Below are 26,629 nucleotides of genomic sequence, written 5' to 3' on the forward strand. Positions count from 1 at the left end.
TCCGATGAGGAATCCCGGGAGGAAGGTAGATCGTACGGTAAGAAAATTCGCGCTGTTGCGGTACACCGACTTCCCCCGTACGAATCGCTTGTTGTAGTTGTAGTACCACCGTGGGCTCACCGTTCCCGCCAGGACCAGGCCAAATCCACTCACTTTCTGGCCGAAGGTCCTTTTGACATAACCCAGATTCAGCGCTATTTCCGACCGGACTACCAGACTACGGCCTACGGGCAACTCCACGTATTGCTCTAACCCTGGAAAGATGAGCCGGAGTTGGTTGCCGTAGAGAAATTGCGGTGTCCCTTCCTGACCCAAGCAGCACCAGAAAGACTCCAGCAAATCAGCAGAAAAAGGACATGGTTTTTCATTCGCGTAAGCAGTTAAGAAAGTTGGAACCTAAGGGTGAGGAAGCCCGCGCGCCGAACACGATCCTGAAACGAGCAGGCTATCGGCATTTGCCGAGCGTATTGGCGAGAAGGAAACGGGTGGAATGTACCCGGGGTAGACTTCCGCGGCAAAAACTGCCCGTACCGCCGGCAAAAAAATGCGAGTGGAAACACGGGTGTATCAGAGGCGGGGTAGAGCGGCCGTACGACCTAAAGTGATCTATAACCGGGCCTAGCTCCTACTGCACCGAAGGCGGTGGCGTCTCAATCCCCCAGTTTTTATTAGGCTGGCTGCCCATTGTGAATACGAGCCTTCCCCCCTGCATCAGTTCGTCGCGGTACAGCCAGCAGTTTTCCAGCGGCTCACCGTTCAGCTCGGCCGACTGCACGTAGACGTTTTCCTGCGAGGTGTTTTGGGCCTCGATGACCAGCGTTTTTCGGTTGCCTAGTTGAATGGTGGCCTTGGGGAACAGCGGGCTACCCAGCTGCACGATGGGCCGGGCGTCGGTGAAGCCCTTCACGTCGAACAGGCCCAGCGAGGAGAGCACGTACCACGCGCCGAGCTGCCCCTGGTCCTCGTCCTGGCCGTAGCCATAGCCGTGGATGGGCTCGGTGCCGTAAAAGGTGTCGCAGATCTGGCGGGTCCACTTTTGCGTGAGCCACGGCTTGCCCGAGAAATTGAACAGCCAGCTGATGTGCAGGCAGGGCTGGTTGCCGTGGTTGTAGATGGCCTTTATGCCGGCGAAGGCGTCGATCTCCTTGCCACCGCCGAAATCCGTTTTCGCGGAGGCCGTGAAGATGCTATCGAGGCGATCGTTGAAGGTCTCCCGCCCGAGGGCGGCAACCAGGCCGGCCGGGTTGTGCGGCACGTAGAAGGTGTACTGCATGGCATTGCCCTCCTGGAAACCGCGCCACGGCTGGTAGGGGTCGAAGTTTTCCGCGAAGCTACCGTCGGCCAGCCGGGGCTGCATGAGCTGGTTTTCCGGATTCAGGATCTTTTGCCAGCCGTCGGAAAGCTGGATCAGCCGTGCGTAATCATCTTCCTTGCCCAGCGACTTCGCCATCTGGGCGGCGGCGAATGCGCTGAAGCTGTACTCCAAGGTGTGGGAGTTGGCGAAGTAGGCGCCGGTCGAATCCGTCCGGAACCATTCGCCTTCGTATTGCTCGTATTCCTGCTTGAAAGGGACGTAGCCGTAGTCGGTAAAGGCCTTTACGTCCATCTTCCCCGAGCCGAAATCGCGGTTGCGCCAGTGGAGCTCGTTGGCGCGCACGGCCTCGTACGCCAAATCCACGTCGTAGTTGCGGATGCCGGCCTGGTAGGCGGCCGCCACGGCAAGTCCCACGAAATTGGTGCCGACCCCCGACACGTATTCGCTGTTGGCAAGTCCGTCGGCAAACCAGCCCTTATCCCGGTAGACCTGGAGCTGGGTATTCACGTAGTTGCCGTACCACTCGGGGTACGACAGGGCCCAGAGCTGGGTGATATTCCAGAAGCCGCCCCAGATGGCGTCGGTATTCATAAACTCGAAACCGGCGCCGGGACCGCCTTCCGGCAACTGACCCGTTTGGCCGCCGTGCCGCGGATAGGCGCCGTTGACGTCGCTGGCGACGCCGCGCCCCAGCAGGGCGTGAAACAGGCCGGTGTAAAACTTGGTCTTGTCCTCCTCGTCGGGACTTTCGACCCGGATCTTGCCCAGTTCCCGCTCCCAGGTAGCCTGGGCGGCGGTACGCGCCCCGTCGAAGGTGAGGGTAGGGGCCTCGGCCAGCAGATTGGCTTTGGCATTGGCCACGGAGGTGTAGGAGAGGCCGACCTTCAGCTCGATCGTTTCCCCCGCCGCGGTTGCGTAGTTCAGGGCCAGGCCGGCACCCTTGCCGGTGGCCGTATCCGTACCGGACTGGGTACCCGCGGCGGTGAAGGCGTCCACGCTGTCTGGCGCCTTGCTGATCTCACCGAAGAAATACATATTCACCCGGCCCCCGGGGTCGTACGTATGCACGTATTTCGGGTAGGTGCTTACAAAGCCTTCCACGTGGGTGGCGTCCACCATGCGGACGCTGGCGTCGACCACCTCGCCGCTTTCCCCCTGGACGTTGCCGATGTCGAGCAGGACGTGGGCCTGGTCGCTCGCCGGAAAGGTGTACCGGTGAAAGCCCACCCGCTTGGTGGCCGTTAGCTCGGCCGTGATGGCGTAATCGTCGAGCCGCACGCGGTAGTAGCCGGGTTCGGCCACCTGGTTGGCACGGTCGAAGCGGGAGCGGTAGCCGCCGTCGGGATCCTCCAGGTCGCCGGGCGTTACCTGCAATTCGCCGGTCGTGGGCATAAAACTCACCCCGCCCACCTGCCACTCGTGGAAGTGGACGAAGCCCTCGATGGAGTTTTGCCGGGTGTCGTAGCCCACGGCTTCCCAGCCGGAAGCGTTGCCGTAGTGGGCGTTGGTGGCGGGCGCCAGCTTGGCCATGCCGTAGGGTACCGCCGCCGGGGTGTAAAAGAACCAGCGGCTGTGGGCGGTGCCGATGTCGGGGTTAACGTACTGCAGTAGACGCTGGGCGCGGGATTCCGAAGCAACCAGCAGCCAACCCAGGACCAGTAGATTTACGGTAACGGAAAATTTCATGATCTGATGTTTAGGACGGGAAGCACTGACAGAAAGCGTAAACACCCCAAGCGAAGCCGATAGGGGACAGCAAAATAGGAAACGGGCCCGTAGCCGGTCACCCGCTTCCGTCGGAAAGGAGAGCGGCGATCGAGCCCCGCGCGACCTGTTCATAGAGATGGCCGGATTATCCACCCCGGTGTCGATGCACCATCGGTGGCGATCGGACGACAGCTCCGGACGCCGTCAGGCCCACCTCCGCGGCAGCAAAGGGGAGCGGGGTCGGTTACCCCGGTTCGTAGGTGTAGCCTCCAGCCACTCCACCGCTTCTGACAGCGCATCCTCGGTTGTCAGGGCTTCCTAGCCTTCGACCACAGCCGGGAGCGGCGGCTACGGGGTATGCCGGGCTACGAATGGTTTCGTGCGGCGGATTGCACTGCGGTTAACCATCGGGGCGACGGAGCGCGGGAGAAACGATCGGCCCGGCATTGTGTAGTTTTGCGCCGATCGTATGCACTTCAACCGGCAATTCCTTTACCGCACCGCCCTCTGGGCCAGCCTCCTCGGCGTAGCCGCCTTCGTAGTCGACTTCGGATTCGACCAGACCCGGCTCACCCAGCAGATCTTCGACGGCTTTTACTTCCTGGTGATTGCCCTCGGACTGGCCAGTACCTTCTTCCGCTACTTCGGCAACAGCAGCCTGCTCCAGCGACGGGTGTTTGCCTTCGATGCGCTGTCCGTGGGCTATACTTTGTACATATTCTACATGTACCTCTTCGTTGGCCAGGCCTTCGAAACCGACCTGATCCTGGAGAACCCCGTTTGGGTGGTCGCCGCGGTGATCCTCACCTTTTTCCGGGAGTTCTTTTCGCTGCGGCTTAGCCTGAACCAGACGTATCTGAACCCGGCCCAGCTCTTCATTTTCAGCTTTTTGGCGATCATTTTCACCGGTAGCCTGCTGCTAATGTTGCCCAACGCCGCCAACCAGCCGATCTCCTTCCTGGACGCCCTGTTCACCTCCACCAGCGCGGTCTGCGTGACCGGGCTGATCGTAGTGGATACCGCCACTTTTTTCACCCGCTTCGGGCAGTCGATCATTTTAGTTCTGATTCAGGTGGGCGGACTCGGTATCCTCACCTTCGCCAGCTACTTCAGTTACTTCTTCAAGGGGGCCTCGACCTACGAGAACCAGCTTACGATCAGCGAGATGACGAATTCCGACAAGATCGGCGAAGTCTTCCAAACCCTGAAGCAAATCCTCCTGATCACCCTGACCGTGGAGGCGGTCTCCGCCTTTTTTATCTTTCTGAGTTTGGGGGGCGGAACGTTTCCCTCCTTCGTCGAGCGGGCCTATTTTTCCGTCTTTCACGCAGTTTCGGCCTTCTGCAACGCGGGTTTCTCCACCCTGAGCAATGGCCTGTACGAGGAGCCCTTTCGGGTCAATTACGGCATGCAGCTGATCATCATCGCCACCTTCGTGCTCGGCGGACTCGGCTTTCCCATCGTGGTGAATTTGCTGAAGTATTTCCGCTATAAGCTGGCGCAACTGCTCTTTCGCCGCACCGATCCCGTTCGCCACCGGCCGTGGCTGCTGAATCTCAACAGCCGGATCAACCTGGTCACCACCGCCAGCTTATTTACGATCGGGTTTCTGGCATACTTTATTTTGGAGTACGACGCGACCCTGGCCGATCGCACTCCCTTCGGTAAAGTAGTGACGGCGCTTTTCGGAGGTGCCACTCCTCGAACCGCCGGCTTCAATACCGTCGACATGACGGCCCTCACCTTTCCGACCGTCATGCTGACTTACCTGCTGATGTGGATCGGTGCCTCGCCGGCCTCCACCGGCGGCGGCATCAAGACCAGCACGATCGCGATCGCCGTTCTCAACTTTTTCAGCCTGGCGAAGGGCAAGGAAAGGATCGAGGTGTTCCGACGGGAGATCGCCGGTATCTCCGTCAAACGGGCCTTCGCCACCATCTCGCTTTCCCTGCTGGTCATCGGACTGGCGATCCTGCTCATCGCGATCTTCGACCCGGAGAAAAACTTGATCAACATCGGCTTCGAGTGCTTTTCGGCCTACAGTACGGTGGGGCTGAGCCTGGGTATCACGGGGCAGTTGTCGGCCCAAAGCAAGCTGGTCATCATCGCGGTCATGTTCATCGGTCGGGTGAGCATGTTGTCCATTCTCATCGCCACCTTCCGCAAAACCCGGCACAAGAACTATCGGTACCCCACGGAGGAATTAACGATCAACTAGCACGAAATGAAGTACATCATCGTAGGCCTGGGGAATTTCGGCTCCTCCCTGGGCGAAAAATTAACGGCCCTCGGTCACGAGGTCATCGGCATTGACAACAGCATGACGAAGGTGGACCTGTACAAGGAAAAGCTTTCGCACACCATCCGTATCGATGCCATGGACGAAATCACCGTTTCCGGTCTCCCCCTGCGCGATACGGACGTGGTGGTCATCGCCATCGGCGAAAACCAGGGTGCCAATATCATGGCCACGGCCCTGTTTAAGAACCTCCAGGCCAAGCGCCTGATCAGCCGGGCCATCAACCCCCTGCACCAACGCGTGCTGGAAGCGATCGGCGTGGACGAGATCGTGCACCCCGAAGAAGAAACCGCGGAGCGATGGGCCAAGAAGCTCTGCATGACCAACGTGGTGGACTCCTTCGAGCTGAGTGAGGACTTCAGCATCGTGGAAGTGAAGGTGCCGGAAGAGCTCGTGGGCAAACGGATCGGGGAGATCGAGTTCCGCAACAAGTTCAACTTGCTGGTGCTGACGACCATTAAACGCACCGAGGTGAAGGCGCTACTGGGCAAAAAACGTCAGGAAGACACCGTTCAGGGCGTGGCCGGTCCCAACGTGCTACTCGAGGAAGGGGACATCGTCGTCATCTTCGGCGCGAAGCGGGATCTGCGCCGGTTCACGAACGAGTGATGGCGGGCATCGAGGGGCGCGACGGTCGGTAACGGCGTTCCGGTTGGCTACGGACGGTTCACCCGCGCTCCGGCGCCCGGATTATCGGTTCGTTCTACCTGGCTACGAGCACCTCCAGGAAAAACGTCGCCCCGCTCCCTGCCTCCGATTCCACGCCGATGCTTCCGCCCATGGTTTCGACGAATTCCTTGGAAATCGCCAGGCCGAGTCCCGTCCCCTCCTGTTCGTTGCGGTCGAGGCGGACGAATTTTTCGAAGACCCGCTGCTGATCCTTCTTTTCAATACCGGGGCCGAAGTCCGTTACCTCGATCCGTACCCGGGAACCGCCGGCCACCGGAAAGGCCCGTAGCAGGATCCGGCCGCCGCGCTCCGTGTAGCGGATCGCGTTGGTCAGCAGGTTGTTGACCGCCCAGAGCAGCTTGTGAACGTCCACCCGGATGGCGGGGACCGTCGGGGCGACTTCCACCTTCAGGTCGATCTGCTTATCCTTCACGAAGGGCAAAACGGTCTCCCGGGCGTCGCGCAACAGATCGGCGACTCGGGTCACTTCCTGGTTCAGTTCGATGGTACCGGCCTCGATGCGCGATAAGTCGAGCAGTTCGTCGATCATGCGGCGGACGCGGCCCGCGCTGTCTTCGATGGTGTCCACGTAGGCCCGCTGTTCTTCGTTCATGCTGCCCACTCGCTTGCTTTTAAGCAAATCAGTGCCCATTTCGATGGCCGCGATAGGGGTTTTCAGCTCATGACTGAGGGTGGACATAAACTGGGTCTTCAGCAGGTCCTTGCGCGTGAAGTCGGTAATGTCGTTGAGGATATAGAAGCGGTCGCGGGTGGGTTGGGTAAGCCCTTCCACGTCAGTCACCACGGTGACGGCCCGGGGGGAGTACAGGCGCTCCTCGTTATCGACCACGATGGTCAGGATGCGCCGGTCGGGGGCCTGCCGGTCCACGTCGGTCGTCGTCAGCTCGGCGAGTAGGTCGTTGTGGCGGGTAATGTCCGCCAGGGGCTGACCGATCACCTCCGTTTTCTCCCGCCGGATAATCTCCAGCATGGGGGCATTCGCAAACAGGACGGTGCCGGCTTCGGATACCCCCAGTATCGGGATATCGAAGTGGTCGGCCACGGCGCCGAGCCGGTTGCGCTCCACGATGAGCTGGGCCAGGTTGCTCCGCTCGAAGTAGTGCAGCCGCTGGGCCATGGAGTTGAAGGCCCGGGCCATGTCGCGGAATTCATCCTCCCGCTCTTCCTCGATCGTGACGGCGTAATTTCCGGCGGCGATGGAGCGCATCCGTTCGCTGACCACTCGAATGGGCTTGGTCAGGTAGGCAGGTAGCTGGAGCAGGTAGAGCAGGATCACCAGAACGGAAACCCCGGCAAAGAGGGAGGAGTACAGCAAGGCATCGTCGGCCGCCCGCACCGCCTGATCGTTGCGGGCCTCCACCGCCCGCGCGTTGATGGCGTAAATCCGGTTTAGGGTACGTTTGAGGGAAAATAAGACTCCCTGCAGCACTTCACCGTCAGCCCCGAGTTCGACGAGGGTCCGCAGCTCGCGCAGCTGGCGGTCCAGCTCCCGGTTAAGGGTGACTTCACCGGTTTCAGTAGCGTTGGCGAGCTGGCGGGTGGCGACGCGTTCCAGCGAAAGGAGGGGGGCGGGGACCGCAGGTGCAGTGGAATTCGGCAACAGCAATGAATCCAGCGACTGCCCCATCCGCTCCACGTACAGGAGGGTGCGGTAGTTGTCCTGGACGACGCTGTGGCTGTTCTCGGCCAACCGGTTAAGGAAGTAGCCGCTCAGGCCGATGGCCGCCACGATGATCAGCAGTAAGCCCAGCAGCAGTAAGGCGATCTTTTTCTTCAGCGTCATGGCTCAGGAGACGATTACGATGTCGACGTCGGTATCTTCCAGCGCCGCCAGCAGGTTCTTGAAGTGGTTCTTCCCCATTAGGGTCTTGAAGATCGTGGAACGTGGCTTCCCGATCACCAGGGTGGTGATGCGCTCCGACTCCGTAACGGCGCGAATCACCGCGGGCACGTCCTCCCCCCTACGTTTGATGACCGTGGCCCCCTGCTCGGCCGCCCACCGGAGGTTATCCAGAAGCTTACGCTGTAGCGCCAGGTCGATGCGGACGGTGTCTTCCCGGCCGGTCTGTACGTAGAGCGCCACCCACTCCGCCTGGTAGTGGGTACTGAGGCGGGCGGCCTTACGCAGGATCTTCTTGCCGCCCGCGTAATTCGTACTGATACAGGCCATGAATTTCTCCGGCGGAAGCGGATGTCCGCTCGTGGCCGTGATCTTGTGTTCCACCCGCTGGGCCACCTTGCGCAGGGCCAGGTCGCGCAGGTGAAGGATCTTATCCGCGCGGAAGAAATTGTCCAGGGCGTAGGCAACCCGCTCCGGCCGGTAGATCTTGCCGTCCCTTAACCGCTGGATCAATTCTTCCGCCGGCAGGTCAATGTTGACTACCTCGTCGGCGTTCTCCAGGAAGTGGTCGGGGATGGACTCCTGGATCTCCACACCGGTGATTTCGTGGACCCGCTCGTGGAGGCTTTCGAGGTGCTGCACGTTGAAGGCGGTGATCACGTTGATGCCGGCGTCGATGAGGTCAAGCACGTCGCGCCACCGCTTGTCGTGGCGACTGCCCGGTACGTTGGTGTGCGCCAGTTCGTCGACGAGCACTACCTCGGGTTTGGCCGCCAGGATGGCTTCCAAATCCAGTTCGCGCAGTTTTTTGGATTTGTAGAAGACTTCCCTGGGCGGGATTACGGGGATGCCCGCCACTAGGGCTTCGGTTTCGGCCCGGCCGTGGGTAACCACTTCCCCGATCCGTACATCCACCCCCTTGGTCAGCAGCGCGTGCGCCTCCTGCAACATCCGGTACGTTTTTCCTACGCCGGCGATCATGCCGATATACACCTTGAGCCGGCCCCGGCGCGCGCGGCGGATCAGGCGGTCGAAATCGGTGGTGGGGTGGTCCGGCATGGTATGAACGGGCTGCTCCTAGAACGCGAATCGGCGGTCGAGGTCGATACCGAAGGTGAGTAACAGTTCCCAACGGCGATCCGCGGAGGCTTCGCCCGTATCGAACAGCAGCCGGTCGGCCGCATGGGTGTAACGGCCCTCGGCCCGCAGATAGGCCAGCGGCGAGGGCCGGTATTCGGCACCCAGGGTGACGGCCGTCAGTTTGGCGCCGGCAACCCCGCCGCCGCGGGTCGGGATGGTGCCGCTGATGAAGCCGCTCTCGTCGTTGAAGTGCTCCCCGCGGGTGGTCACGCTCCAGTGTTCGTCGAAGCTGTACCGCAGGGTGAGCAGGGCGGTGTAGAGGACGGCCGATTTATCGGATTCCACCAGGTCGCTGTTCGCCTGGGTGCCCAGGTCGAAACCCAGGATGCTGGTAAACCGGTCACCCCAGACTTGGTTCCAGTACACGTTTTGGTAGACCCGGAACCGGTCCGTACCCGCGGCCGCTTCCTTGCCCAGCAGGTTGGTGTAGGTGAGGGAGGCGTTGTCGGTCGGCGCGTAGCTGACCAGCAGCCCGACCGACTTGGCGCGGTTGCCGTCGACAAACTGGTTATATCCGTTGAGCAGCCAGGCTTCCAGCGTCCACTCCGGGGCGGGGGCATAACTCAGCCGGACGCCCCCCTGGTAAAAGGGCTCGTTGTAGGTGGCATAGGCGGTGGAACTGAGCAGGTTGTTTTTCGGCAAGAAGCTTTCCGTGCCGACGTGGGTGCGGAAAAAACCCGCGTCGAACCACCAGTCGCCCGCCAGGCGTACCCCCACGTTGGCTTCCTGCACCTGGGGGAATGCCGGCGACCAGGTGGCTCCGGCAATATCGCCGACGTGGCAGGTGAAGTTTCCCCGCAGCCGGTCGTGGGTGTAGTGTAGGCCGAGTTGGGCGACGTTCAGCCCCAGGGCGTTATCGCGGGTGCCAACGGTAGTGTAGGCGACGTAGGGATCGCCGGCCGCGCCGCTGTACGTGGCGTAGTAGGCGTCCACGTACAGGCTTACGGCCAGTTGGTGGGCGGTACTATCCGGAGCGGCGGTCTGGGCCCGCCCGGCTACGGAGCATAGCAGGAGGAAGGCAAGTACCGGGAGGCAGGAAGCGGTATGCACGGGGAAGAAGTTACGGGAGTTACTGGGCACCGACCGACTGATCGAGGGCATCGAGGGCAAGATTGAGTTGCAGCACGTTGACCACGCCGTCCGGCCCGAATAGCCCCAGCAGGGCCGTCTGCCGCTGTTCGTGGATCAATTGGGCCACGTCCTGGGGATCCAGGCCACGTGCCCCGGCTACCCGTCCGGCCTGCAGCAGCGCGGCCCGCTCGGTGATGTGGGGGTCCAGTCCGGAACCCGAGGCGGTCAGCAGCTCCACCGGAATTTCCTCCCGGGTCAGCCCGGGGTGGGCGGCCAGCAGGGTTTCCGCCCGGGATTCCATAGCCGCCAGCAAATCGGGATGTTGGTTGCCGTAGTTGCTGCCGCCGGTGGCGGAGGCGTCGTAGTCGACCGCGCTGGGCCGCCCCCAGATGTAGCGGTCGGAAGTGAAGGCCTGGCCGATGTTTTCGTAGCCGACCAGCACCTCGCCCCGGTAGATGGGTTTACCGGCCGCGGCGTGGGGAGCGATGAGCTTGCCCACGCCGACCATGGCCAGGGGATAGAGGACGCCCAGCAGGGCCATCGTGAGCAGGGAAAGCAGGAGGTATCTTAATGCGTAGGGCATGCGATGGATATTGAGATTTTACAGGAAGAGGTTCACGATCAGGTCGATCCCTTTGATCCCGATGAAGGGCACGATAATCCCTCCCAGGCCGTAGATCAGCAGGTTGCGGATCAGTAGGGACGCGGCACCCACCGGGCGGTACTTCACCCCCCGCAGCGCCAGCGGGATGAGAAAGGGGATGATGAGGGCGTTGAAGATCACCGCGCTGAGGATGGCGCTATCGGGCGAACCCAGGCGCATGATATTCAGCGCGTCGAGACCGGGAATGGCCACCACGAAGAGCGCCGGCACGATGGCGAAGTACTTGGCCACGTCGTTGGCGATGGAGAAGGTGGTGACGTTCCCGCGGGTGATGAGCAGTTGCTTACCGATCTCGACCACCTCGATGAGTTTGGTGGGGTCGCTGTCGAGGTCCACCATATTCGCGGCCTCCTTGGCGGCCTGGGTGCCACTGTTCATGGCCACTCCGACGTCGGCTTGCGCCAGTCCCGGGGCGTCGTTGGTACCGTCGCCCATCATGGCCACCAGCTTGCCCAGTTGCTGCTCTTCGCGGATATACTGCATCTTGTCTTCGGGTTTGGCCTCGGCGATAAAATCGTCCACCCCGGCCTGGGCGGCGATGAATTTGGCGGTTAGGGGGTTATCGCCGGTGACCATGACCGTTTTTACGCCCATTTTCCGCAGCCGCTCGAAGCGCTCGCTGATGCCGGGCTTGATGATGTCCTCCAACTGAATGATGCCGAGGATCTCGTGGTCGACGGCCAGGGCCAGCGGCGTTCCGCCGTTTCCGGCGATTTCGCTGACCCGCTCTTCCAGGTAGCGTTTGTCGGCCTCGGCGGAGCGTACGCCCCACCGCTTGATGGCGTCCCAGGCACCCTTGCGCACCTGGCGGCCGTCGGCCAAATCGATGCCGCTCATGCGGGTATCCGCGCTGAATTTGATGAAGGCCGCTCCCTCGGTCAGCCGGGGTGACTCGGCAGCCCCCTGTTTACGGGCCAGGGCGACGATGCTCTTCCCTTCCGGCGTATTATCGGAAAGCGAGCTGATCAGGGCCAGTTGGTTGAACTCGGCCAGTTTATCCTCCTCGAGTGCGTAGAAGGCGGTGGCCTCCCGGTTGCCGATGGTGATGGTGCCGGTCTTGTCGAGCAGCAGGGTATCGATATCGCCGGCGGTCTCTACGGCCTTACCGGACTTGGCGATGATGTTGGCCCGCAGCGCCCGGTCCATACCGGCAATACCGATGGCGGAAAGCAAGCCCCCGATCGTGGTCGGGATGAGGCAGACGAAGAGGGAGATCAGGGCCGCGATGGAAATGGGCGCGTTGGCGTAGGCCGCGAAGGGCTGCAGCGTAACGGTGACGATCAGGAAGATGAGGGTGAAGCTGGACAGCAGGATCGTCAGGGCGATCTCGTTGGGCGTCTTCTGGCGGTTGGCGCCTTCCACCAGGCCGATCATCTTATCGAGAAAGCTGCCCCCCGGGTCGGCGGTAACCCGCACGACGATGCGGTCCGAGAGCACCTGGGTGCCGCCGATGACGCTGTCGCGGTCGGTGTCCGCTTCCCGGATGACGGGGGCGGACTCCCCCGTGATGGCGGCTTCGTCGATGGAGGCCAGCCCTTCCACGATCTGCCCGTCGGCCGGGATGGTGTCGCCGGCCTCGCAGAGGAATAGGTCGCCCTTACCCAGTTCCGCGCTGGAAACGCTCTGCTCCTGCGCCCCGTCGCCCGTCAGTTTGCGCGCGGTCGTATCCCGGCGGGTAGCGCGGAGGGTGTTGGCCTGGGCCTTGCCGCGGGCCTCGGCGATCGCTTCGGCGAAGTTGGCGAACAGCAGGGTGAGGAGCAGGACGATGGCGATGGCCGAATTGTAGCCGAAGGTGCCCAGGGAGGGATCGTCGACGAAGGCAGACAGCACGGTCACGACCAGCATGACGGCCGTGCCGATCTCGACCGTGAACATGACGGGGTTCTTGATCATGGCCCGGGGGTCGAGCTTGACGAAGGACTCCTTCAGGGCGGAACCGACCAGCGGCCCGGTGAAAATGGATGATTGGGGAGTTGACATCTTGGGTCAGCGGATTACAGGGTGAAGTACTCGGCCAGGGGGCCCAGGGCCAGTACGGGGAAGAAGGCCAGGGCGGCGATGATGAGGATCACCGACAGCAACACGGTGCCGAAGGCCAGGCTGTCGGGCTGGAGGGAGCCGGCCGTGGGGGGCACGGGCTTCTTGATCGCCAGGGCACCGACGATGGCCAGCGGGCCGATGATGGGCACGAAGCGCGCCAGCAGCATGATCGAGCCGGTCAGCAGGTTCCACAGCGGGGTGTTGTCGCCCAGTCCCTCGAAGCCGGAGCCGTTGTTGGCGGCCGCGGAGGTGTTCTCGTAGAGCATCTCGGAGAAGCCGTGGAAGCCGGGGTTATTAAGCCAGCCGATATCGGGGTTGCGGGTCTGGAGGTAGCTGGTCAGCGCCGTGCCGGCCAGGATGAGCAGGGGGTGAAAGATGGCCACGATGGCGGCGATCTTGACCTCCCGGGCCTCGATCTTCTTGCCCAGGAAATCCGGGGTCCGACCGATCATCTGCCCGGCGATGAAGACGGCGATAACGACGAAGACGAAGAAGTTGATGAAGCCCACCCCGACGCCCCCGTAGATGGCGTTGATGAACATGTCGAGCAGGAATACCCCCCCCGAGACGGCCGTGTGGCTGTCGTGCATCGAGTTGACCGACCCGTTGGAGGTGGACGTGGTCGAGACGCCCCATAGCGAGGAGGCGGCCGGACCGAAGCGCACCTCCTTGCCCTCCAGGTTAGGATCGGCGGTGGCCAGCCCCATCTGGTGCATGGCGGGGTTGCCTACGGTTTCCTGGTAGGCCGAGACACTGACGAAGGTGACGAACAGCACCGTCATCACGCCGAAAAAGAGCAGCCCCAGCCGCCGCCGGCGCAGGTAACTGCCGAAGGCGAAGACCATGGCCATGGGAACGAGCAGGATAGCTACGTTCTCCAGAATATTACTCAGATAGGTGGGGTTTTCGAAGGGGTGAGCGGAGTTGGGGCCGAAGAAGCCGCCGCCGTTGGTGCCGAGCTGTTTGATCGCCACCATGGGCGCGGCCGGGCCACCGGCTACCAGTTGGGTGCCGCCTTCCAGGGTGGTCACCTCGGTGAGGCCGTCGAAGCCGGTGATGGTGCCGGTGGCGGTTAGGGCCAGGGACAGGACGATCGAGATCGGTAGCAGAATGCGCGTCGCCGACCGGAGCATCAGGCTATAGAAGTTGCCCAGCTTGTCGGACTCCCGGTTGGCCAGCCCCCTGAAGAGCAGCGCGCAGGCCGCCATACCGGTGGCGGCGGTGACGAACTGCAGCCAGCAGAACACCATCAGTTGGGTTAGGTAGCTGGCGCCGGTCTCCCCGCTGTAGTGTTGCAGGTTGGTGTTGGTGGTGAAGCTGACGGCGGTGTTAAAGGCCAGCGTAGGCTCCCAGTTCGCGAAGCCGTTGGGGTTCCAGAAGGGGTGGTAGCCCTGCAGGAGCAGCAGCAGGATAGCCAGGGTAAAGAAAACGGCGTTGGTGCCGAGCAGGGCCCGCAGGTTTTGTTTCCAGTCCATCTGCCGCTGGCCGTCGAGGCCGGCGGTGCGCAGGATCCCGTTTTCCAGCGGGGCCATAAAGTCCAGCCATTGCTTATCGCCCCGGAAAACGCCCGCGATGTAGGTACCCAGCGGCCAGGCGAGCAGTGCGCTGGCCAGAATGATAAAGCCGACGCCGAGGATTTCGGTAGTCATGGATCAGAATTTTTCGGGTTCGGTGATGGCGTATACCAGGTAGAAGGCCACCAGGAGGGAGAGGATCAGGAGCAGCAGCATGGGATTATAGTTGGTCGAACCAGCCGATGGACCTGGTCAGTAGGGCGAAAAAGCTCAGACCCAGCAGGATCATCGCCAAGGAGAGGAGGAAGGACATGCGTAGCAAATTTTACGGTAGCGGCATATGCCGTGCCACCTTCCAAGCGAATCGCGTGCCAAAAGAAAGCGTACGCTTTTAATCAACTGATCATCAGTCAATTGCAAATTCAATCGCTTTGCGAAGCGCTCCCGATCGCCCCAAAACGGAAGGGTCGTTTTCCAAAATGGAAGGGTGGCTTCCCCTAAAGGCCGTACTTCTTGAGTTTGGCATAGAGGGTGGTGAGCCCGATACCCAGGGCGCGGGCGGTTTGAGCCTTGTTGCCGTCGTGGGTGAGAAGCATCCGTTGGATATGGCGGCGTTCCAGGTCTTCCAGGCTGCCCTGGTCGGGAGGGCCCTCCGGCTGCTCGCCGAAGCCGTAGGGAAGGGCGGGTGGCTCGAGCTGGGTACCGGTGGTGAGGATCACGGCCCGTTCCACCACGTTGCGCAGTTCCCGGATGTTACCCTTCCACCGGTGGGCTTGCAGGGCGCGCAAGAATTCCGGACTATACCCTGCTATGCGTTTGCCTGCTTTCGCGGAATAAATAGCCAGGAAGTGGGTCAGCAGGGCGGGTATGTCCTCGCGGCGCTCGTTGAGCGAGGGTAGCGTGATGACGAAAACGGCCAGACGGTAGTACAGGTCGCCGCGAAAATCACCGGCTTCCACCGCTGCTTCCAACTGCTTGTTGGTGGCGCAGATGATGCGCACGTTCACCCGCCGCTCCTGGGTTTCACCGACTTTGAGAAAGCTGCCGTCTTCGAGCACGCGTAGTAGCTTCGCCTGCAGGTCGGTCTCCATTTCGCCGATTTCGTCCAGAAAGATGGTGCCCCCGTCGGCCTCCTCGAAGAGGCCAGGCTTATCGCGGTTGGCCCCGGTGAATGCCCCGGCTTTATGCCCGAAGAGCTCGCTTTCCAGGAGCTCGCGGCCCAGGGCGGCACAGTTCACCGCCACGAATTTCTCTCCGCTCCGGCTACTCGCTGCATGGATGGCCCGGGCGAAAACCTCCTTGCCGCTTCCGGTGGGGCCAGTGAGGAGCACGGCCGCCCCGGTGGGCGCGACGTGGCGGCCCAGTTCGACGGCGCGCCGGATGACGGCCGAACCGCCGATGACCGCGTCGAAGGGGGTGCCCGCGGACTTGGATGGCGTGGCACCCTGATCGGCCCACTGCTGACGGGCTTTGGTAACCGCCCGGGCCAGGAGGGGAAGGATGGTCTTGCGGTAATCACTCTTTTCGACGTAATCGAAGGCGCCGTTGCGCATGGCTTCCACCCCGTCGCGAATGTTGCCGTAGGCCGTCAGGCAGATGACCTCGGTGGCCGGAGCGACCCGCTTCACCTCGCTGACGAGTTCGGTGCCCTTCAGGCCGGACATGCGTACGTCCGTAATGACCACCTCGAACCGATCGCTTCGGAGGCAGTGCAGCGCCTGTTCGGCGTTCGCGGCCGTAGCAACCCGGTAGTCTTCCAGTTCGAGCATACGCGCCAGCAGCTTCCTTAGGTCGGCCTCGTCGTCGACGATGAGTACGTGAGCGGGGGTCATGGGCGCAAGGTAAATACTATCCTTGGCGCGGGCACCCCGCCATTGGGTGGTAGGGCGGCTTGTCGGTTCGTACGACCGCGCGAACCACCGGCCGGGCTACCGTCTCACCAATTTGCTTTCGTACACCAATTGGCCGTCGCGGTGCAGTAGCAGGGTGTAGAGCCCCGGAGCGTAGCCCGCCAGGTCGAGCTGGTGCTCCTGTTGCCGCGCTTCCTGCAGTCGGTCGCTCCGTACCGTCCGCCCCCGGGAATCGATTAGGGTAAGCAAAACGGTTCCCCCCGCGACGCCGGTATTCCACCGCAGGGTCGTTTGCCGCTCGGCCGGATTGGGAAAAAGCAGGAACGACTCGGCGGGGGCCAGCCGGACGGCGATGACTTCCGAATACGTTGCTCCGCCTTCGAAGTCGATCTGCTTCAGGCGGTAGTAGACCGTACCGGTTACCGACGGATGGTCCAGGAAGGCGTACGGACGTCCCGTAAAGCTATTGCCGGCTCCCTGGACGAAGACTATGCCTTCGAAGTCACTCCGGTTGGTGGAGCGTTGCACCTCGAAGCCCCGGTTGTCGACCTCCAGTGCGGTGGCCCAGTGCAGCTGCACGGCCTCACCCGCCGGTTCCGCCGAGAAGGAGACCAGCTCAACGGGTAGGATGGCGCTGGCGATCACCACGGCGTTGACCGTCAGGGGGAAGGAGGTGCAGGTCGCGTTCGATACCGTTACGGTGTAGTCGCCGGCGTTGGCCGTGGTGGCCCCCGGAATGGTGGGGTTCTGCTGGGCGGAAACGAAACCGCCGGGGCCCGTCCAGGCGTAGGTAACGTTTTCCAGGAAAGTCGCCCGGAGTTCGAGGGTTTCGCCCACTTCGACCGTGTCCACGCTGGCGCCGTAGAGGCCGGTACGGTCGCCGGGGGAGAGTTTGGTGGCGTAGTAGATGTTGACGTCGTCCAGTAGCCCCGCGAAGTGGTCGCTCGACGGCCGTTCCGGCCACCCGGCCAGGTTGTCGTAGCCGATGCGCCAGTACCCCGGCCCGCCGTATTTCTGGCCTTCCGTGATGGAAGTGTCCTCGGCCTTGAGGGCTCCGTCGACGTAGAGGTGCATCCCGTCCGGTGAAACGGTGGCGACTACGTTGTGCCACTGATCGTCGTTAAAGGTCGCCTCCGTTTTGATGGTCAGGTGGGCGCCGAGGTAGATGCCGAAGAGCAGCTGCCCCGCGTTGTTCATGTAGAGGTGGCGGTCGTATTCCCCGCTGTTCCCGGTCTGGGAGGTGCCCATGCCCAGTAGCTTGCCGCCGCCCCCCGTCGTGGTCCGGAACCACAGGCTTACGGAGAAGGTGTTGGTGCCCTCGATGTTGGTAGGGAAGGAAGTCGTGGTGGTGATGTAGTCGTCGACGCCGTCAAAACGGTAGGCCGCATCGGCGCGTCCGAACCGATCCGGTGCCAGGGTGGCCCCGCTGACGATCGCGTCGTTGCCGCCCCCCGTTGCATCCGTACCGCTGCCGTGGAAGGGATAGGCCATCGTCAAGCCTTCCGTTGACGGCTGGGCCAGCCCGATGTACCGGACTGCCGCCGCCGCCCTGTGGCTCTCCGCTCCGTCGGGACCCACGGCCGCCACGTAATAGGTGGTGGTGATATCGACGGGGGGCGTGACAAAGTTCGGGCCGGTTTCTCCGGCAATGGGCGCGCCGCCGGTCGGCACGGTGTACCAGCGGTAGGTGCCGCCCGCCGGGGCCCCGGCTGCCGAAACGGTGATCGCGTCACCGCAACTTTCGCCACCGGTGGTCGCCGGGATCACGTAGACCGGTACGGTGGACGCACCGGTAACCGATCCGTCCGTGTAGTAGATCCTGGCGGCCAGCGCGTAGTTGCCGGCGGCCAGGCCGGTTACCGGTACGGTATACGCGGACGGGGTCGCGCCGCGGGTATCCACGACCACTCCGTCCACCAATAGTTCGATGCGGTATGCATTCGTTCCGGCCGCTCCGCCGTCCACGACCACGTCGACCGCGCCCGGGGCAGTGTAGACGGATTCGGCGGCGGGCGCCGCGATGATATCCACTCCCTGCGTACCGTAGACCTCGAATTCGTACAGCGAGTATCCGTAATCGGACGTCCGGCCGGTACCGAACATCCGTACGTAGCGGCCGGTGGCGTGGTGTGCGGTTACATCGTTCACCAGCCGGTTTCCGAGGTCGCGGGCGTTCGTACGGGAGGCGACCGTAGTCCAATCCGTAGCGTTGCTGGACACCTCGATCCGGAAGTCGCTGGCGTAGGCCGTTTCCCAGGTGAGTCGCACCTGGTCGATGGCGTATTCTTCGCCGAGGTCGACGTAGATCCACTGGGGGTCGACGCCGTGCACGCTTTCCCACCGGCTGCCGAGGTTGCCGTCGAAGGCGGCCCGGGCAATATCGTTCCGGGTGCTTGCTACGGCCGGCCGGTTGCGGGCCAGATTTTCCCGGGTGACGGTTATGGCGACCGGCTCGGAATCGGACGTCAAGTTGTTGCTGTCCGTGGCCCGCGCCGTGAGCGTATGGGTTCCGGCGGGCGCGTTCGTCCAGGTCAGGGTATAGGGTGGGGTAGTCACCGATCCGATGAGGTCGGTACCGCTGAAGAAATCCACCCGGGAAATGGTCTTGCTACCCTGAGCGGTGGCATTGGCGGCCAGGGGGATAGCCGCCGACTGGAGAAAACTGGCCCCCCCGGCGGGTGACGTCAGGCTGACAGCCGGGGCATTATCGGTGCCGTATACCCGGAATTCGTAAAGGGAATAGCCATAGATCGAGCCCCGTGCGGTACCGTACACGCGCACGTAACGGCCGTCCGTGTTGAGACCGGTCAGGTTATTGCTGAGCTGGGTGTTGCCGGTGACGGTACGGACGGTTTGCCAATCGGTGGCATTGTCCGAAACCTGGATGAGGTAATCCCGTGCGTAGGCGCCCTCCCAGATCAGCTGTACGCGACCGATGGGAAAGGATGCGCCGAGGTCGACGTAGATCCACTGGGGGTCGATACGCCATTCGCTTTCCCACCGGCTGCCGGTATTGCCGTCGAAGGCCCGGCCCGGTACGTTGCCGTCGATGGAGGTGGAGGCGGTTCCGGGTCGCCCCCGGGCCAGGTTGATCGTGCCCTGAGCGGTTGCGGTCAAGCTACATAGGAATAGGAGCGTCACCAAGGCCGTGCGGTTCCAGCGAAGCCCAGCGATACCCATCTGCCCGCGACGGATGGTATGAATAGCAGCGCGTAGCCGGGGGCGTACTGCAGCCGGCAGGGCACCCAGCAGCCGGTTTCCGGTGGAGGGGAGGTAGAGAAGCTTGGGGCGGCGCACGGGAGTAAAGTCGTCGTTGACCAATGGGTCAAGTAAATTGTCGGGGTCTGATCGGCTTCCGGATAATAGTCCGGAAGCCGATCACTAAATGATTCTCGGGCGCAAAAAATTGCATACGCGATCAGATGTAACTACATCGAAATGGAGTCGCCCACGGTCGCGCGCATTTCCCGGGGCGATTCGGATCGGGCGCCGGAGCGCAGGAATATAGCATTACCCCGAAGGAAATTATCCAGACCCTGAAGTGGGTTCACGTTTCGCTGGGAAAGTAAGGGTAGACGGTCCAGCAGATCCGGTAAGTGGAAACGGGTATCTGGATCCGTTCCAAGACGGTTATCGCCGGGGCATACGGCAGAAACCGAAAGATGGCGGTCGCCCGATCTTTCAACTCGGCGTGGGGAATGGTAAACGGTTGGGCATCGACCTGCTGGATCGTCAGTTCGATCGACTTCGCCGCGGCAAACCATAGCTCGACCTTTATGCCGGATTCTAATAAAATCGATCGGTGGTAGGTGAAATGCGCGAAGGCTATGGGGTCGAGCTGCTCCATTACGGTACCAGGTGAATGTTGCCACTTGGGGTATTGGCAATGTAAGGGTTTATGTGTTCCGTAAACTCATTGTTCGGAGGAACCCGCACTAGATTTCTGTTTAACCAACGGTCATACCCAAATGGAGCTTCCATCCGCACCCGCGCTCCGGCGCCCGCATTTATTATCGTTCCCTCACCGGCCTACCGGCACGTGCTAAAGGCCCGGCAATCGACAGGAGCACCTCCGTCACTGGATTACCAGCGCAAGGGCCCGGAACCGCCGCAAACGCCCCCCGGCCACCGGTTAGCAAGTAGGGGATCGGGCCAGCTTGACAGGTCGTCGGGATGCACGTTAGGCCGCCTCGTTCGGAAGGTGATCCATATTGGGCCAGTTCGGGTTCGGGCCGATGCGTTTTTCCCAGCCCGACTTCATGCCTCCTTCTTGCTCCGTTTTCCGATGGTACATAGGAGCATTATCGTGAAGTAGGCTTCCCAAAGGATTATTTCCCGGTATCCGGAGCCTCGAGAAATACCGTCTATTCATCTTCCGGCATCCTCTCCTTCGCTCCCTATTCCAGCATCAGCATCGAGGGTTCATCCGTTTGTACGGGAATGGACGTTTTCCCATCAGTAACCACGACTATGCCTCCGGTAGGGTACCTGAAGTCCCAATATGCTCCGAAGATTAGGGTGTAGAAAGTTTCCCTTTTGGGCGGTATACGGATATGGAGCGTTCGGCTGCTACACAAAATACGGAACCAGTTTACCCGCATACTGGTAGCGAGGCGGGAGAGCGAATCGGAGAATGCGGGAGGTAGCGCGATAGCGAGTCTGCGGAGCCATTCGCGTGGTTACTGAGTTTTTCGGTTGAGGGGATAATGGGTTCCGCTATCGCTACTCCCCGGCGGTTAAATTGATTATGGGGTATGGGCATTCCACCCCATTTGATTCGCATGGGATATCCGATAGAAGGTTGTTTTTCTGCTTAAAGGTTTCGGAATTTTGCTTAGGCAGTTCCAGGCATGCGGTCCCTAGCGGGATAGCATGTATCCATGCTGAAAGGTCCCATCGCTGAATCGGTCACGGTAAGTCAAGGAGAATAAATACCCTGTATCCTACGGCAACTTATCCATCGGTTCGGAGCGGAACCCGCACCGGTGAAATTTACGGGGTATGGCCAATAACCGTTTGTGAATGCGTTGCACAACATCTTCCGGCTAACGATACACCCACTGGGTAAGGCCGGTCCGGGCGGGCATATACCGTCGTTCTATCCAAATGAACAAATTGGAGGTTTTACGGGCAGAGGGGATCAGCCGTGTATTGCGGAGAAACGGTCGCCTACCAGCAAAAGCTACCGGAAAGGTCGTATCCCGATCGACCTTGTCTCCCGATGCCGCCGTTGCCTTCGCCGGCCACTTTGGAAGACTTACCTGGCCGGGCTCCGGAACTCCGCTTATGACCGAAAAATCATTCTACGCCATCAACTCCCGAATCGCCGTACCCGCCACGTCCGTTAGTCGAAAATGGCGCCCCTGGAAGGGGTAAGTAAATCGCTCGTGGTCAAAACCCAGCAGCTGCAGCACCGTAGCCTGCACGTCGTGCACGTGGGCCCGATCCCGTACGCCCGCGTACCCGATTTCATCCGTCTCCCCGTACACCACTCCGGGCTTCACCCCACCGCCGGCCATCCACATCGTGAAGGCTTCGCCGTGGTGGTCGCGGCCCAAATAGGGCATCTCGACGCCGCCACGGTTCTCCCGCATCGGAGTGCGGCCGAACTCGCCGCCCCATACGACCAGGGTATCCTCTAGCAGGCCGCGTTGTTTGAGGTCCTTGATCAGGGCCGCCATCGGGCGGTCGATGCCCCGGCACTGTGCCGGCAGGCCCTCTTCCAGGCTGGTGGAGCGGTCCGAACCGTGGGCATCCCACCCCCAGTCGTACAACTGGACAAAGCGGACGCCGGACTCCACCAGCCGCCGCGCCAGTAGGCAATTGTTGGCAAAAGAGGACTTACCCGGCTCCGTGCCGTACATCGCGTGGATGTAGTCGGGTTCCTTTTCGATGTCCATCACTTCCGGAACGGATACCTGCATCTTGAAGGCCATCTCGTACTGGCGGATGCGGGTCAGGGTTTCCGGGTCGCCTACCGCTTCGTACTGCCGCCGGTTGATCTCGTTGATGGCCGCGATGGAGTGGCCGCGCAGGTCCCGCGACATCCCGTCCGGATCGCTGAGGTAGAGAATCGGATCCCCCGCCGTACGGCACTGAACGCCCTGGTGGATGGAAGGTAAAAAGCCACTGCCCCATAGCTTTTTACCGGCGCTCGGGTTCCGCCCACCGGAAGCCAGGACGATGAAGCCCGGCAGGTTGTCGTTTTCGGACCCCAAACCGTAGGTGACCCAGGAGCCGAACGACGGACGACCCGGTCGCGGACTGCCGGTTTGCATCAGCAACTGCGCCGGCGCATGGTTGAATTCCTCGGTGTGTACCGCCTTGAGAAAAGCGACCTCGTCCGCTACCTCGCTGAAGTGGGGAAGGAGGTCCGAGACGTAGGCTCCGCTCTGCCCGTGCTGCCGGAAGTTAGCCTGCGGGCCCAGCATCATCGGTGTCCCCTGGATGAAGGCAAAGCGCTTACCCGCCAGCAGTGAGGGCGGACAGGGCTGCCCGTCCAGTTTCTCCAGTGCCGGTTTGTAGTCGAATAGCTCCAGTTGGGACGGCGCCCCGGCCATGTGCAGGTAAATCACGCGTTTGGCGCGGGGGGCGTAGTGGAGGGCGGTTTTCATCGTGTTTTCTCCGGCGTCGGTGTCCGGCACGCGCGCCTTATTACCGCAGCCCAGCAGACTACCCAGCGCCAGCCCGCCCAGTCCCATGGCCCCCTGGCGCAGGAAGTTTCGGCGACTGTTGTAATGCGCCTCCCGGTGGCGAAATTCATTGAGTAAGGCGTCCATATCAGCTGGTGGTCAGAAATTCATCGATATTTAGGAGGGCAGTAGCAACTACCGTCAGCGCTTCGTGGGAATCCTGCCCTTCCGCGTAGGCTTTCCGGTAGAGGGTGGAAAGGATACGCTGCTCTTCGGGTGCGGCCGGGCGTCGGAGCATCAGCTGGTAAAGGCCGTCAATTTGCGCGGGTACGTCCGGCAACGGAGCCACCTTATCGGCGAGCTTATCGGCTACTTCCAGGTAAGCCGGGTCGTTGAGTGTCATCAGGGCTTGTAGCGGGGTATTGGTGATCGTGCGCCTACTGAGGCAGAGCTCGCGGTTCGACGCGTCGAAGGTGGTCATGCCCGGGTGGATGGACGAGCGCCGCAGGTAAGTGTAGAGCGCCCGCCGGTAGCGGTCTTCGCCCGTGCTGGTCACCCATTCGATGTCACTGTAGGGGATGTTGTTCCAGAGGCCGTCCGGTTGAGGCGGCATCACGCCTGGGCCGCCCCGCTTTGGGCTGAGGAGTCCGCTCACCGCCAGTGCCTGGTCGCGGATTTCTTCCGCACTCAATCGTTTACGCGGTCCGCGGGCCAGTAGTTCGTTGTTCGGATCGCGGGCGAGTAGCTGGGGACCGGCTTCGGACGACTGCTTGTACGTATCCGAGAGGGCGATCTGTCGCAATAGCGCCTTGGTACTCCATTCGAGCGGTCCGCTGAACTCGGTGGCCAGGTAATCCAACAATTCCCGGTGAGTAGGCTTCGCTCCCTGGCTTCCGACATCCTCCAGGGTAGCGACCAGTCCAATCCCGAAGAGCTGGGCCCAGGCCCGGTTTACGGCCACCCGGCTCGTCAGCGGTTGGTCGGGAGAGGTGAGCCAGCGGGCGAAATCGAGGCGATTCTCCACCTTGGTTTGCTTGGCCCCGTCCAGCAATTTGGGTACGCCGCCCGTTACTTCCTTGCCGTGTACCAACCAGTTGCCGCGTTCGAACAGGTGGTTCTTGCGCCGACTTGGCCCGGACGTTTCGACCATGACCGGCGTCGTGATGGAATCTTCCGCGGCCAATAGATCGGCGATGTAAGCCTCGATTTGCTCCACTCCGGGCTCCTTCGCACCGGGTAATTTTGGTTCGTACCCGATAGCGTTTACGGCCACGATCTTTCCATCCTTTTCCCCACGTGCCACGATGTAGAGCGCGTGCGTACCGCCGGGTACCTCAATCGGCAGTCTGGCGTGGGGGAATCGTTGCCGATCTTTATCCAAGGTTTGTTCCGCTATGACGGCACCTTCCGGGCCGTCCAACCGGACCTCCAGGCTGCCCGCCGCCATTGGCCGGATGTCGAGGTGTAGGGCCGCCACGTCGCTGAAATCCCGGCGGGGCAAGGCGAACGAATTATTCGGAGACAGATAGAGGAAATCCTCGTCGGCCCGGGCGGTAAAGACCCCCCCCACCACGTCTTCAAAGACGTCCGGCCGTAGGCGGGGCTCGCGGATTTTGATCAGTTCCCGCCACTCCCGCAACTGGGTTTTAGCCTCCGCTTCGGCGTGCTCGCGTAGCCAGTCCTGAAGAGATTTGTACTTCGCCTCATCGGCCGCGTAAAGCGTCCGCAAAAGCGGCGCTTCCGTGACGTGATCGTGATCTACCGTGTTGTTAAACAGCGCGTAGCTGGTATAATATTCCTCGTGGGTAATGGGATCGTAGGGGTGAGCATGACACTGTACGCAGGCCATCGTGGTGCCCTGAAAGACCTCCCAGGTGGTATTCACCCGGTCGATGACGGCGGCCACGCGGTACTCTTCGTTCTCCGTGCCGCCCTCGCCGTTACTCTGCGTATTGCGGTGGAAGCCCGTGGCGACGAGCTGGTCTTCCGTCGGTTCCGGCAGGAGGTCGCCGGCCAGTTGGTGGGTTACGAAATCGGCGTAAGGAAGGTCGTCATTAAACGCGGCGACGACCCAGTCTCGGTAGCGCCAGATACTCCGGGGCCGGTCCCGCTCGTAGCCCCGCGAATCGGCGTAGCGGGCCAGTTCCATCCATTTGGCGGCTTGGTGCTCCCCGTAGCTCGGCCGGGCCAGCAGGCTGTCCACTAGCGCTTCGTACGAGATCAGGTCGTTCAGAAAGGCGTCAGCGAGCGCATCGGGGGCCGGCAGACCGGTCAGGTCAAAACCGACGCGCCGCAGCAGTTCTCTTTTTTGGGCGGCGGGCGCAGGTGAAAGGCCTTTTTCCACAAGGGAGGCCTGCACGAATGCATCGATCGCATGAAGCGGTTGCTTCCCATTGACGATCGGTACTTCCGGTTTGACCGGGGGCTGATAAGCCCAGTGTTCTTCCCATTCGGCACCCTCATCGATCCAGGTTTCCAGTAGCCGGATCTCTGCTTCCGAAAGGGGCTTTGCATCGTAGGGCATCCGCAGTGCTTCGTCTTCGTGGCGTACCCGGGCGATGATTTCACTGCGGCCCGGTTGGCCGGGCACGATGGCGAACTTACCCGATTCGGTCTTCCGCAGCGCGTTTTCCCGGAAGACCAAACCAAAGCCGCCCGCCTGCTTCACGCCACCGTGGCAGCCGATGCACTTCTCGTTGAAGATGGGGCGGATGTGCTCGTTGAAGCTCACCGCCCGCTCCTCCTGGCAGGCAGCAAGTACCACCATTACGAATAGCCAGACGAGTCGTTGCATGATCGGAAAACTTTAGCGCGCAAGGGTAATTTACGCATTTTCCCAACGCTACACCCGCCGCAACCGCACGGGTTGAGTCATGCCCGACAGCCACTGGGGAACGTACAGGTTTTCATCTTCGTCGGTGCATACATCGTGGGGGTTCAGGAAGGTCCGGCCGTCCCAGGCCACGTCGCGGAAGCTTTCCTGCGTGCTAGGCGCGGATCCTCCCGGCAGGGAAACCACCCGGAAGTCCTTGTCCAACACGGCTACCATACCGTCGTAGTTCCAGTTGCTCTTCGTCCAGATGACGGCGAATAGCGTATGCTCGCCGGAGAGCACGGGGCGGCAGATCTTCAGCCCCGGGAGTTCGTAAGTGGCCAGGTGGCGGCCGTCCATGGACCACCGCTGAAACTGTTGGTTGCTCCGGCTGGTGATGAGCAGCTCCGAGTCCCCGCGGCGGCTGTCGATCACAATGCCGTGGCAGCACTGGAAGTGCTCCGGGCCGCCGAACACCATCTTACATTTCCCCTGCCCGTCGAAGTGAAATATCTGGTTGGTGCCGTAGCCGTCTGCCACGTAGACATCGCCGTTTTCGGCCACCGTCGTTTCCGTGGGCTTGAACTGACTGCCTCCCGGGATGTGCTCCGCGGGTACCGCCAGTTCGCGGATGATCCGTCCGTCCAGGTCGAGGTTAATCACCCGGCCGGCAGCGGAATCCGTCAGCCAGTACGTCTGGTCGCTGCCTTCGCCCGCCAGCGTAAGCCCGTGGGGTTCGGGAAGGTCGTGGTGGATGGTATCGACCACCCGGCCGTCCCGGTCGAAGAGGAGTATGTCCGCCCGGTCGCTCACGACGGAGCAGGCGAGCCGGCCGCGGCCGTCCAGCACCATCTCGTGGAAGTGAACTACCGGTGTGTTGCGCGCGTCGAGTTTGCCCCACCGGTGGTCGGGGCGGTAGGTGAAGTCACCGTGACCGACGGTGTCCGCGGCGGGCTTCCGCGGCTGCCCGGTAAGCAAGGTGGGTAGTCCGGCAGTGGCGCATAGGGTGCCGGCGGTCTGTAGGAATTGGCGGCGGGTGGGCTTGGTCGGCATGG

The 26,629-nt window shown here is 61.9% G+C and carries 15 protein-coding genes; 2 read left to right on the plus strand and 13 right to left on the minus strand.

Features of this window, described 5'->3' with window-relative positions; translation table 11 throughout:
• Positions 1–625 precede the first annotated feature (625 nt).
• On the minus strand, positions 626–3,001 hold the full coding sequence (locus CLV84_RS14560; protein WP_104420506.1) for a GH92 family glycosyl hydrolase: 2,376 nt from the start codon (positions 2,999–3,001) through the stop codon (positions 626–628).
• 490 nt (positions 3,002–3,491) lie between these two features.
• Between CLV84_RS14560 and CLV84_RS14565 the strand changes: the two genes are divergently transcribed.
• Together CLV84_RS14565 and CLV84_RS14570 are read left to right on the plus strand one after the other, a co-directional pair.
• Positions 3,492–5,240, plus strand: a complete 1,749-nt coding sequence (locus CLV84_RS14565) for a TrkH family potassium uptake protein (RefSeq protein WP_104420507.1) — start codon at positions 3,492–3,494, stop codon at positions 5,238–5,240.
• 6 nt (positions 5,241–5,246) lie between these two features.
• Positions 5,247–5,930, plus strand: a complete 684-nt coding sequence (locus tag CLV84_RS14570; RefSeq protein ID WP_104420508.1) for a potassium channel family protein — start codon at positions 5,247–5,249, stop codon at positions 5,928–5,930.
• 94 nt (positions 5,931–6,024) lie between these two features.
• On the opposite strand, the gene CLV84_RS14575 is transcribed toward CLV84_RS14570, so the two are convergent.
• The 12 genes from CLV84_RS14575 to CLV84_RS14630 all read right to left on the minus strand — a co-directional run bounded on the left by CLV84_RS14575 (position 6,025) and on the right by CLV84_RS14630 (position 26,627).
• Entirely contained in the window at positions 6,025–7,794 is a 1,770-nt protein-coding gene (locus CLV84_RS14575; protein WP_104420509.1) for a sensor histidine kinase, read from the minus strand.
• 3 nt (positions 7,795–7,797) lie between these two features.
• Positions 7,798–8,910, minus strand: coding sequence for a histidine kinase (locus CLV84_RS14580; protein ID WP_104420510.1), 1,113 nt, complete (start codon positions 8,908–8,910; stop codon positions 7,798–7,800).
• 18 nt (positions 8,911–8,928) lie between these two features.
• The gene (locus CLV84_RS14585; RefSeq protein WP_104420511.1) at positions 8,929–10,092 is read right to left on the minus strand and encodes an outer membrane beta-barrel protein; all 1,164 of its coding nucleotides are present in this window, start codon (positions 10,090–10,092) and stop codon (positions 8,929–8,931) included.
• Positions 10,061–10,645 carry a potassium-transporting ATPase subunit KdpC gene (gene kdpC / locus CLV84_RS14590; protein WP_104420512.1) on the minus strand — a complete coding sequence of 195 codons (585 nt, stop codon included), beginning with the start codon at positions 10,643–10,645 and terminating at the stop codon, positions 10,061–10,063. Before kdpC ends, CLV84_RS14585 begins: the two co-directional genes overlap by 32 nt.
• Before the next feature lie 18 nt (positions 10,646–10,663).
• Positions 10,664–12,706 (minus strand): potassium-transporting ATPase subunit KdpB, encoded by a 2,043-nt coding sequence (kdpB, locus tag CLV84_RS14595; RefSeq protein ID WP_104420513.1) that lies wholly within the window; start codon positions 12,704–12,706, stop codon positions 10,664–10,666.
• Positions 12,707–12,720: 14 nt separating this feature from the next.
• A complete protein-coding gene (gene kdpA / locus CLV84_RS14600) occupies positions 12,721–14,415 on the minus strand; it encodes a potassium-transporting ATPase subunit KdpA (RefSeq protein WP_104420514.1) in 1,695 nt (564 codons plus the stop codon).
• 362 nt (positions 14,416–14,777) lie between these two features.
• Positions 14,778–16,112 (minus strand): sigma-54-dependent transcriptional regulator, encoded by a 1,335-nt coding sequence (locus CLV84_RS14605; RefSeq protein ID WP_104420515.1) that lies wholly within the window; start codon positions 16,110–16,112, stop codon positions 14,778–14,780.
• A 96-nt stretch (positions 16,113–16,208) separates the two neighbouring features.
• A complete protein-coding gene (locus tag CLV84_RS14610; RefSeq protein WP_170067717.1) occupies positions 16,209–19,247 on the minus strand; it encodes a galactose-binding domain-containing protein in 3,039 nt (1,012 codons plus the stop codon).
• 430 nt (positions 19,248–19,677) lie between these two features.
• A complete protein-coding gene (locus CLV84_RS14615) occupies positions 19,678–19,977 on the minus strand; it encodes a hypothetical protein (RefSeq protein WP_104420517.1) in 300 nt (99 codons plus the stop codon).
• Between the two features lie 1,456 nt (positions 19,978–21,433).
• On the minus strand, positions 21,434–22,909 hold the full coding sequence (locus CLV84_RS14620) for a DUF1501 domain-containing protein (RefSeq protein ID WP_104420518.1): 1,476 nt from the start codon (positions 22,907–22,909) through the stop codon (positions 21,434–21,436).
• 1 nt (position 22,910) lies between these two features.
• Entirely contained in the window at positions 22,911–25,556 is a 2,646-nt protein-coding gene (locus tag CLV84_RS14625; RefSeq protein ID WP_104420519.1) for a DUF1553 domain-containing protein, read from the minus strand.
• 48 nt (positions 25,557–25,604) lie between these two features.
• Positions 25,605–26,627, minus strand: a complete 1,023-nt coding sequence (locus CLV84_RS14630) for a twin-arginine translocation signal domain-containing protein (protein WP_104420520.1) — start codon at positions 26,625–26,627, stop codon at positions 25,605–25,607.
• Positions 26,628–26,629 lie beyond the last annotated feature (2 nt).

The sequence above is a fragment of the Neolewinella xylanilytica genome (genome assembly GCF_002934605.1).
GTDB lineage: Bacteria > Bacteroidota > Bacteroidia > Chitinophagales > Saprospiraceae > Neolewinella > Neolewinella xylanilytica.

Bases quoted from the DNA above. Each gene is read 5' to 3' on its own strand.
- kdpC (WP_104420512.1), bottom strand. From the start codon at position 10,645: ATGCCCTACGCATTAAGATACCTCCTGCTTTCCCTGCTCACGATGGCC.
- CLV84_RS14570 (WP_104420508.1), top strand. From the start codon at position 5,247: ATGAAGTACATCATCGTAGGCCTGGGGAATTTCGGCTCCTCCCTGGGC.
- CLV84_RS14615 (WP_104420517.1), bottom strand. From the start codon at position 19,977: ATGGAGCAGCTCGACCCCATAGCCTTCGCGCATTTCACCTACCACCGA.
- CLV84_RS14565 (WP_104420507.1), top strand. From the start codon at position 3,492: ATGCACTTCAACCGGCAATTCCTTTACCGCACCGCCCTCTGGGCCAGC.
- CLV84_RS14575 (WP_104420509.1), bottom strand. From the start codon at position 7,794: ATGACGCTGAAGAAAAAGATCGCCTTACTGCTGCTGGGCTTACTGCTG.
- CLV84_RS14630 (WP_104420520.1), bottom strand. From the start codon at position 26,627: ATGCCGACCAAGCCCACCCGCCGCCAATTCCTACAGACCGCCGGCACC.
- CLV84_RS14605 (WP_104420515.1), bottom strand. From the start codon at position 16,112: ATGACCCCCGCTCACGTACTCATCGTCGACGACGAGGCCGACCTAAGG.
- CLV84_RS14585 (WP_104420511.1), bottom strand. From the start codon at position 10,092: ATGCCCTCGATCAGTCGGTCGGTGCCCAGTAACTCCCGTAACTTCTTC.
- CLV84_RS14560 (WP_104420506.1), bottom strand. From the start codon at position 3,001: ATGAAATTTTCCGTTACCGTAAATCTACTGGTCCTGGGTTGGCTGCTG.
- CLV84_RS14620 (WP_104420518.1), bottom strand. From the start codon at position 22,909: ATGGACGCCTTACTCAATGAATTTCGCCACCGGGAGGCGCATTACAAC.
- CLV84_RS14625 (WP_104420519.1), bottom strand. From the start codon at position 25,556: ATGCAACGACTCGTCTGGCTATTCGTAATGGTGGTACTTGCTGCCTGC.
- kdpB (WP_104420513.1), bottom strand. From the start codon at position 12,706: ATGTCAACTCCCCAATCATCCATTTTCACCGGGCCGCTGGTCGGTTCC.
- kdpA (WP_104420514.1), bottom strand. From the start codon at position 14,415: ATGACTACCGAAATCCTCGGCGTCGGCTTTATCATTCTGGCCAGCGCA.
- CLV84_RS14580 (WP_104420510.1), bottom strand. From the start codon at position 8,910: ATGCCGGACCACCCCACCACCGATTTCGACCGCCTGATCCGCCGCGCG.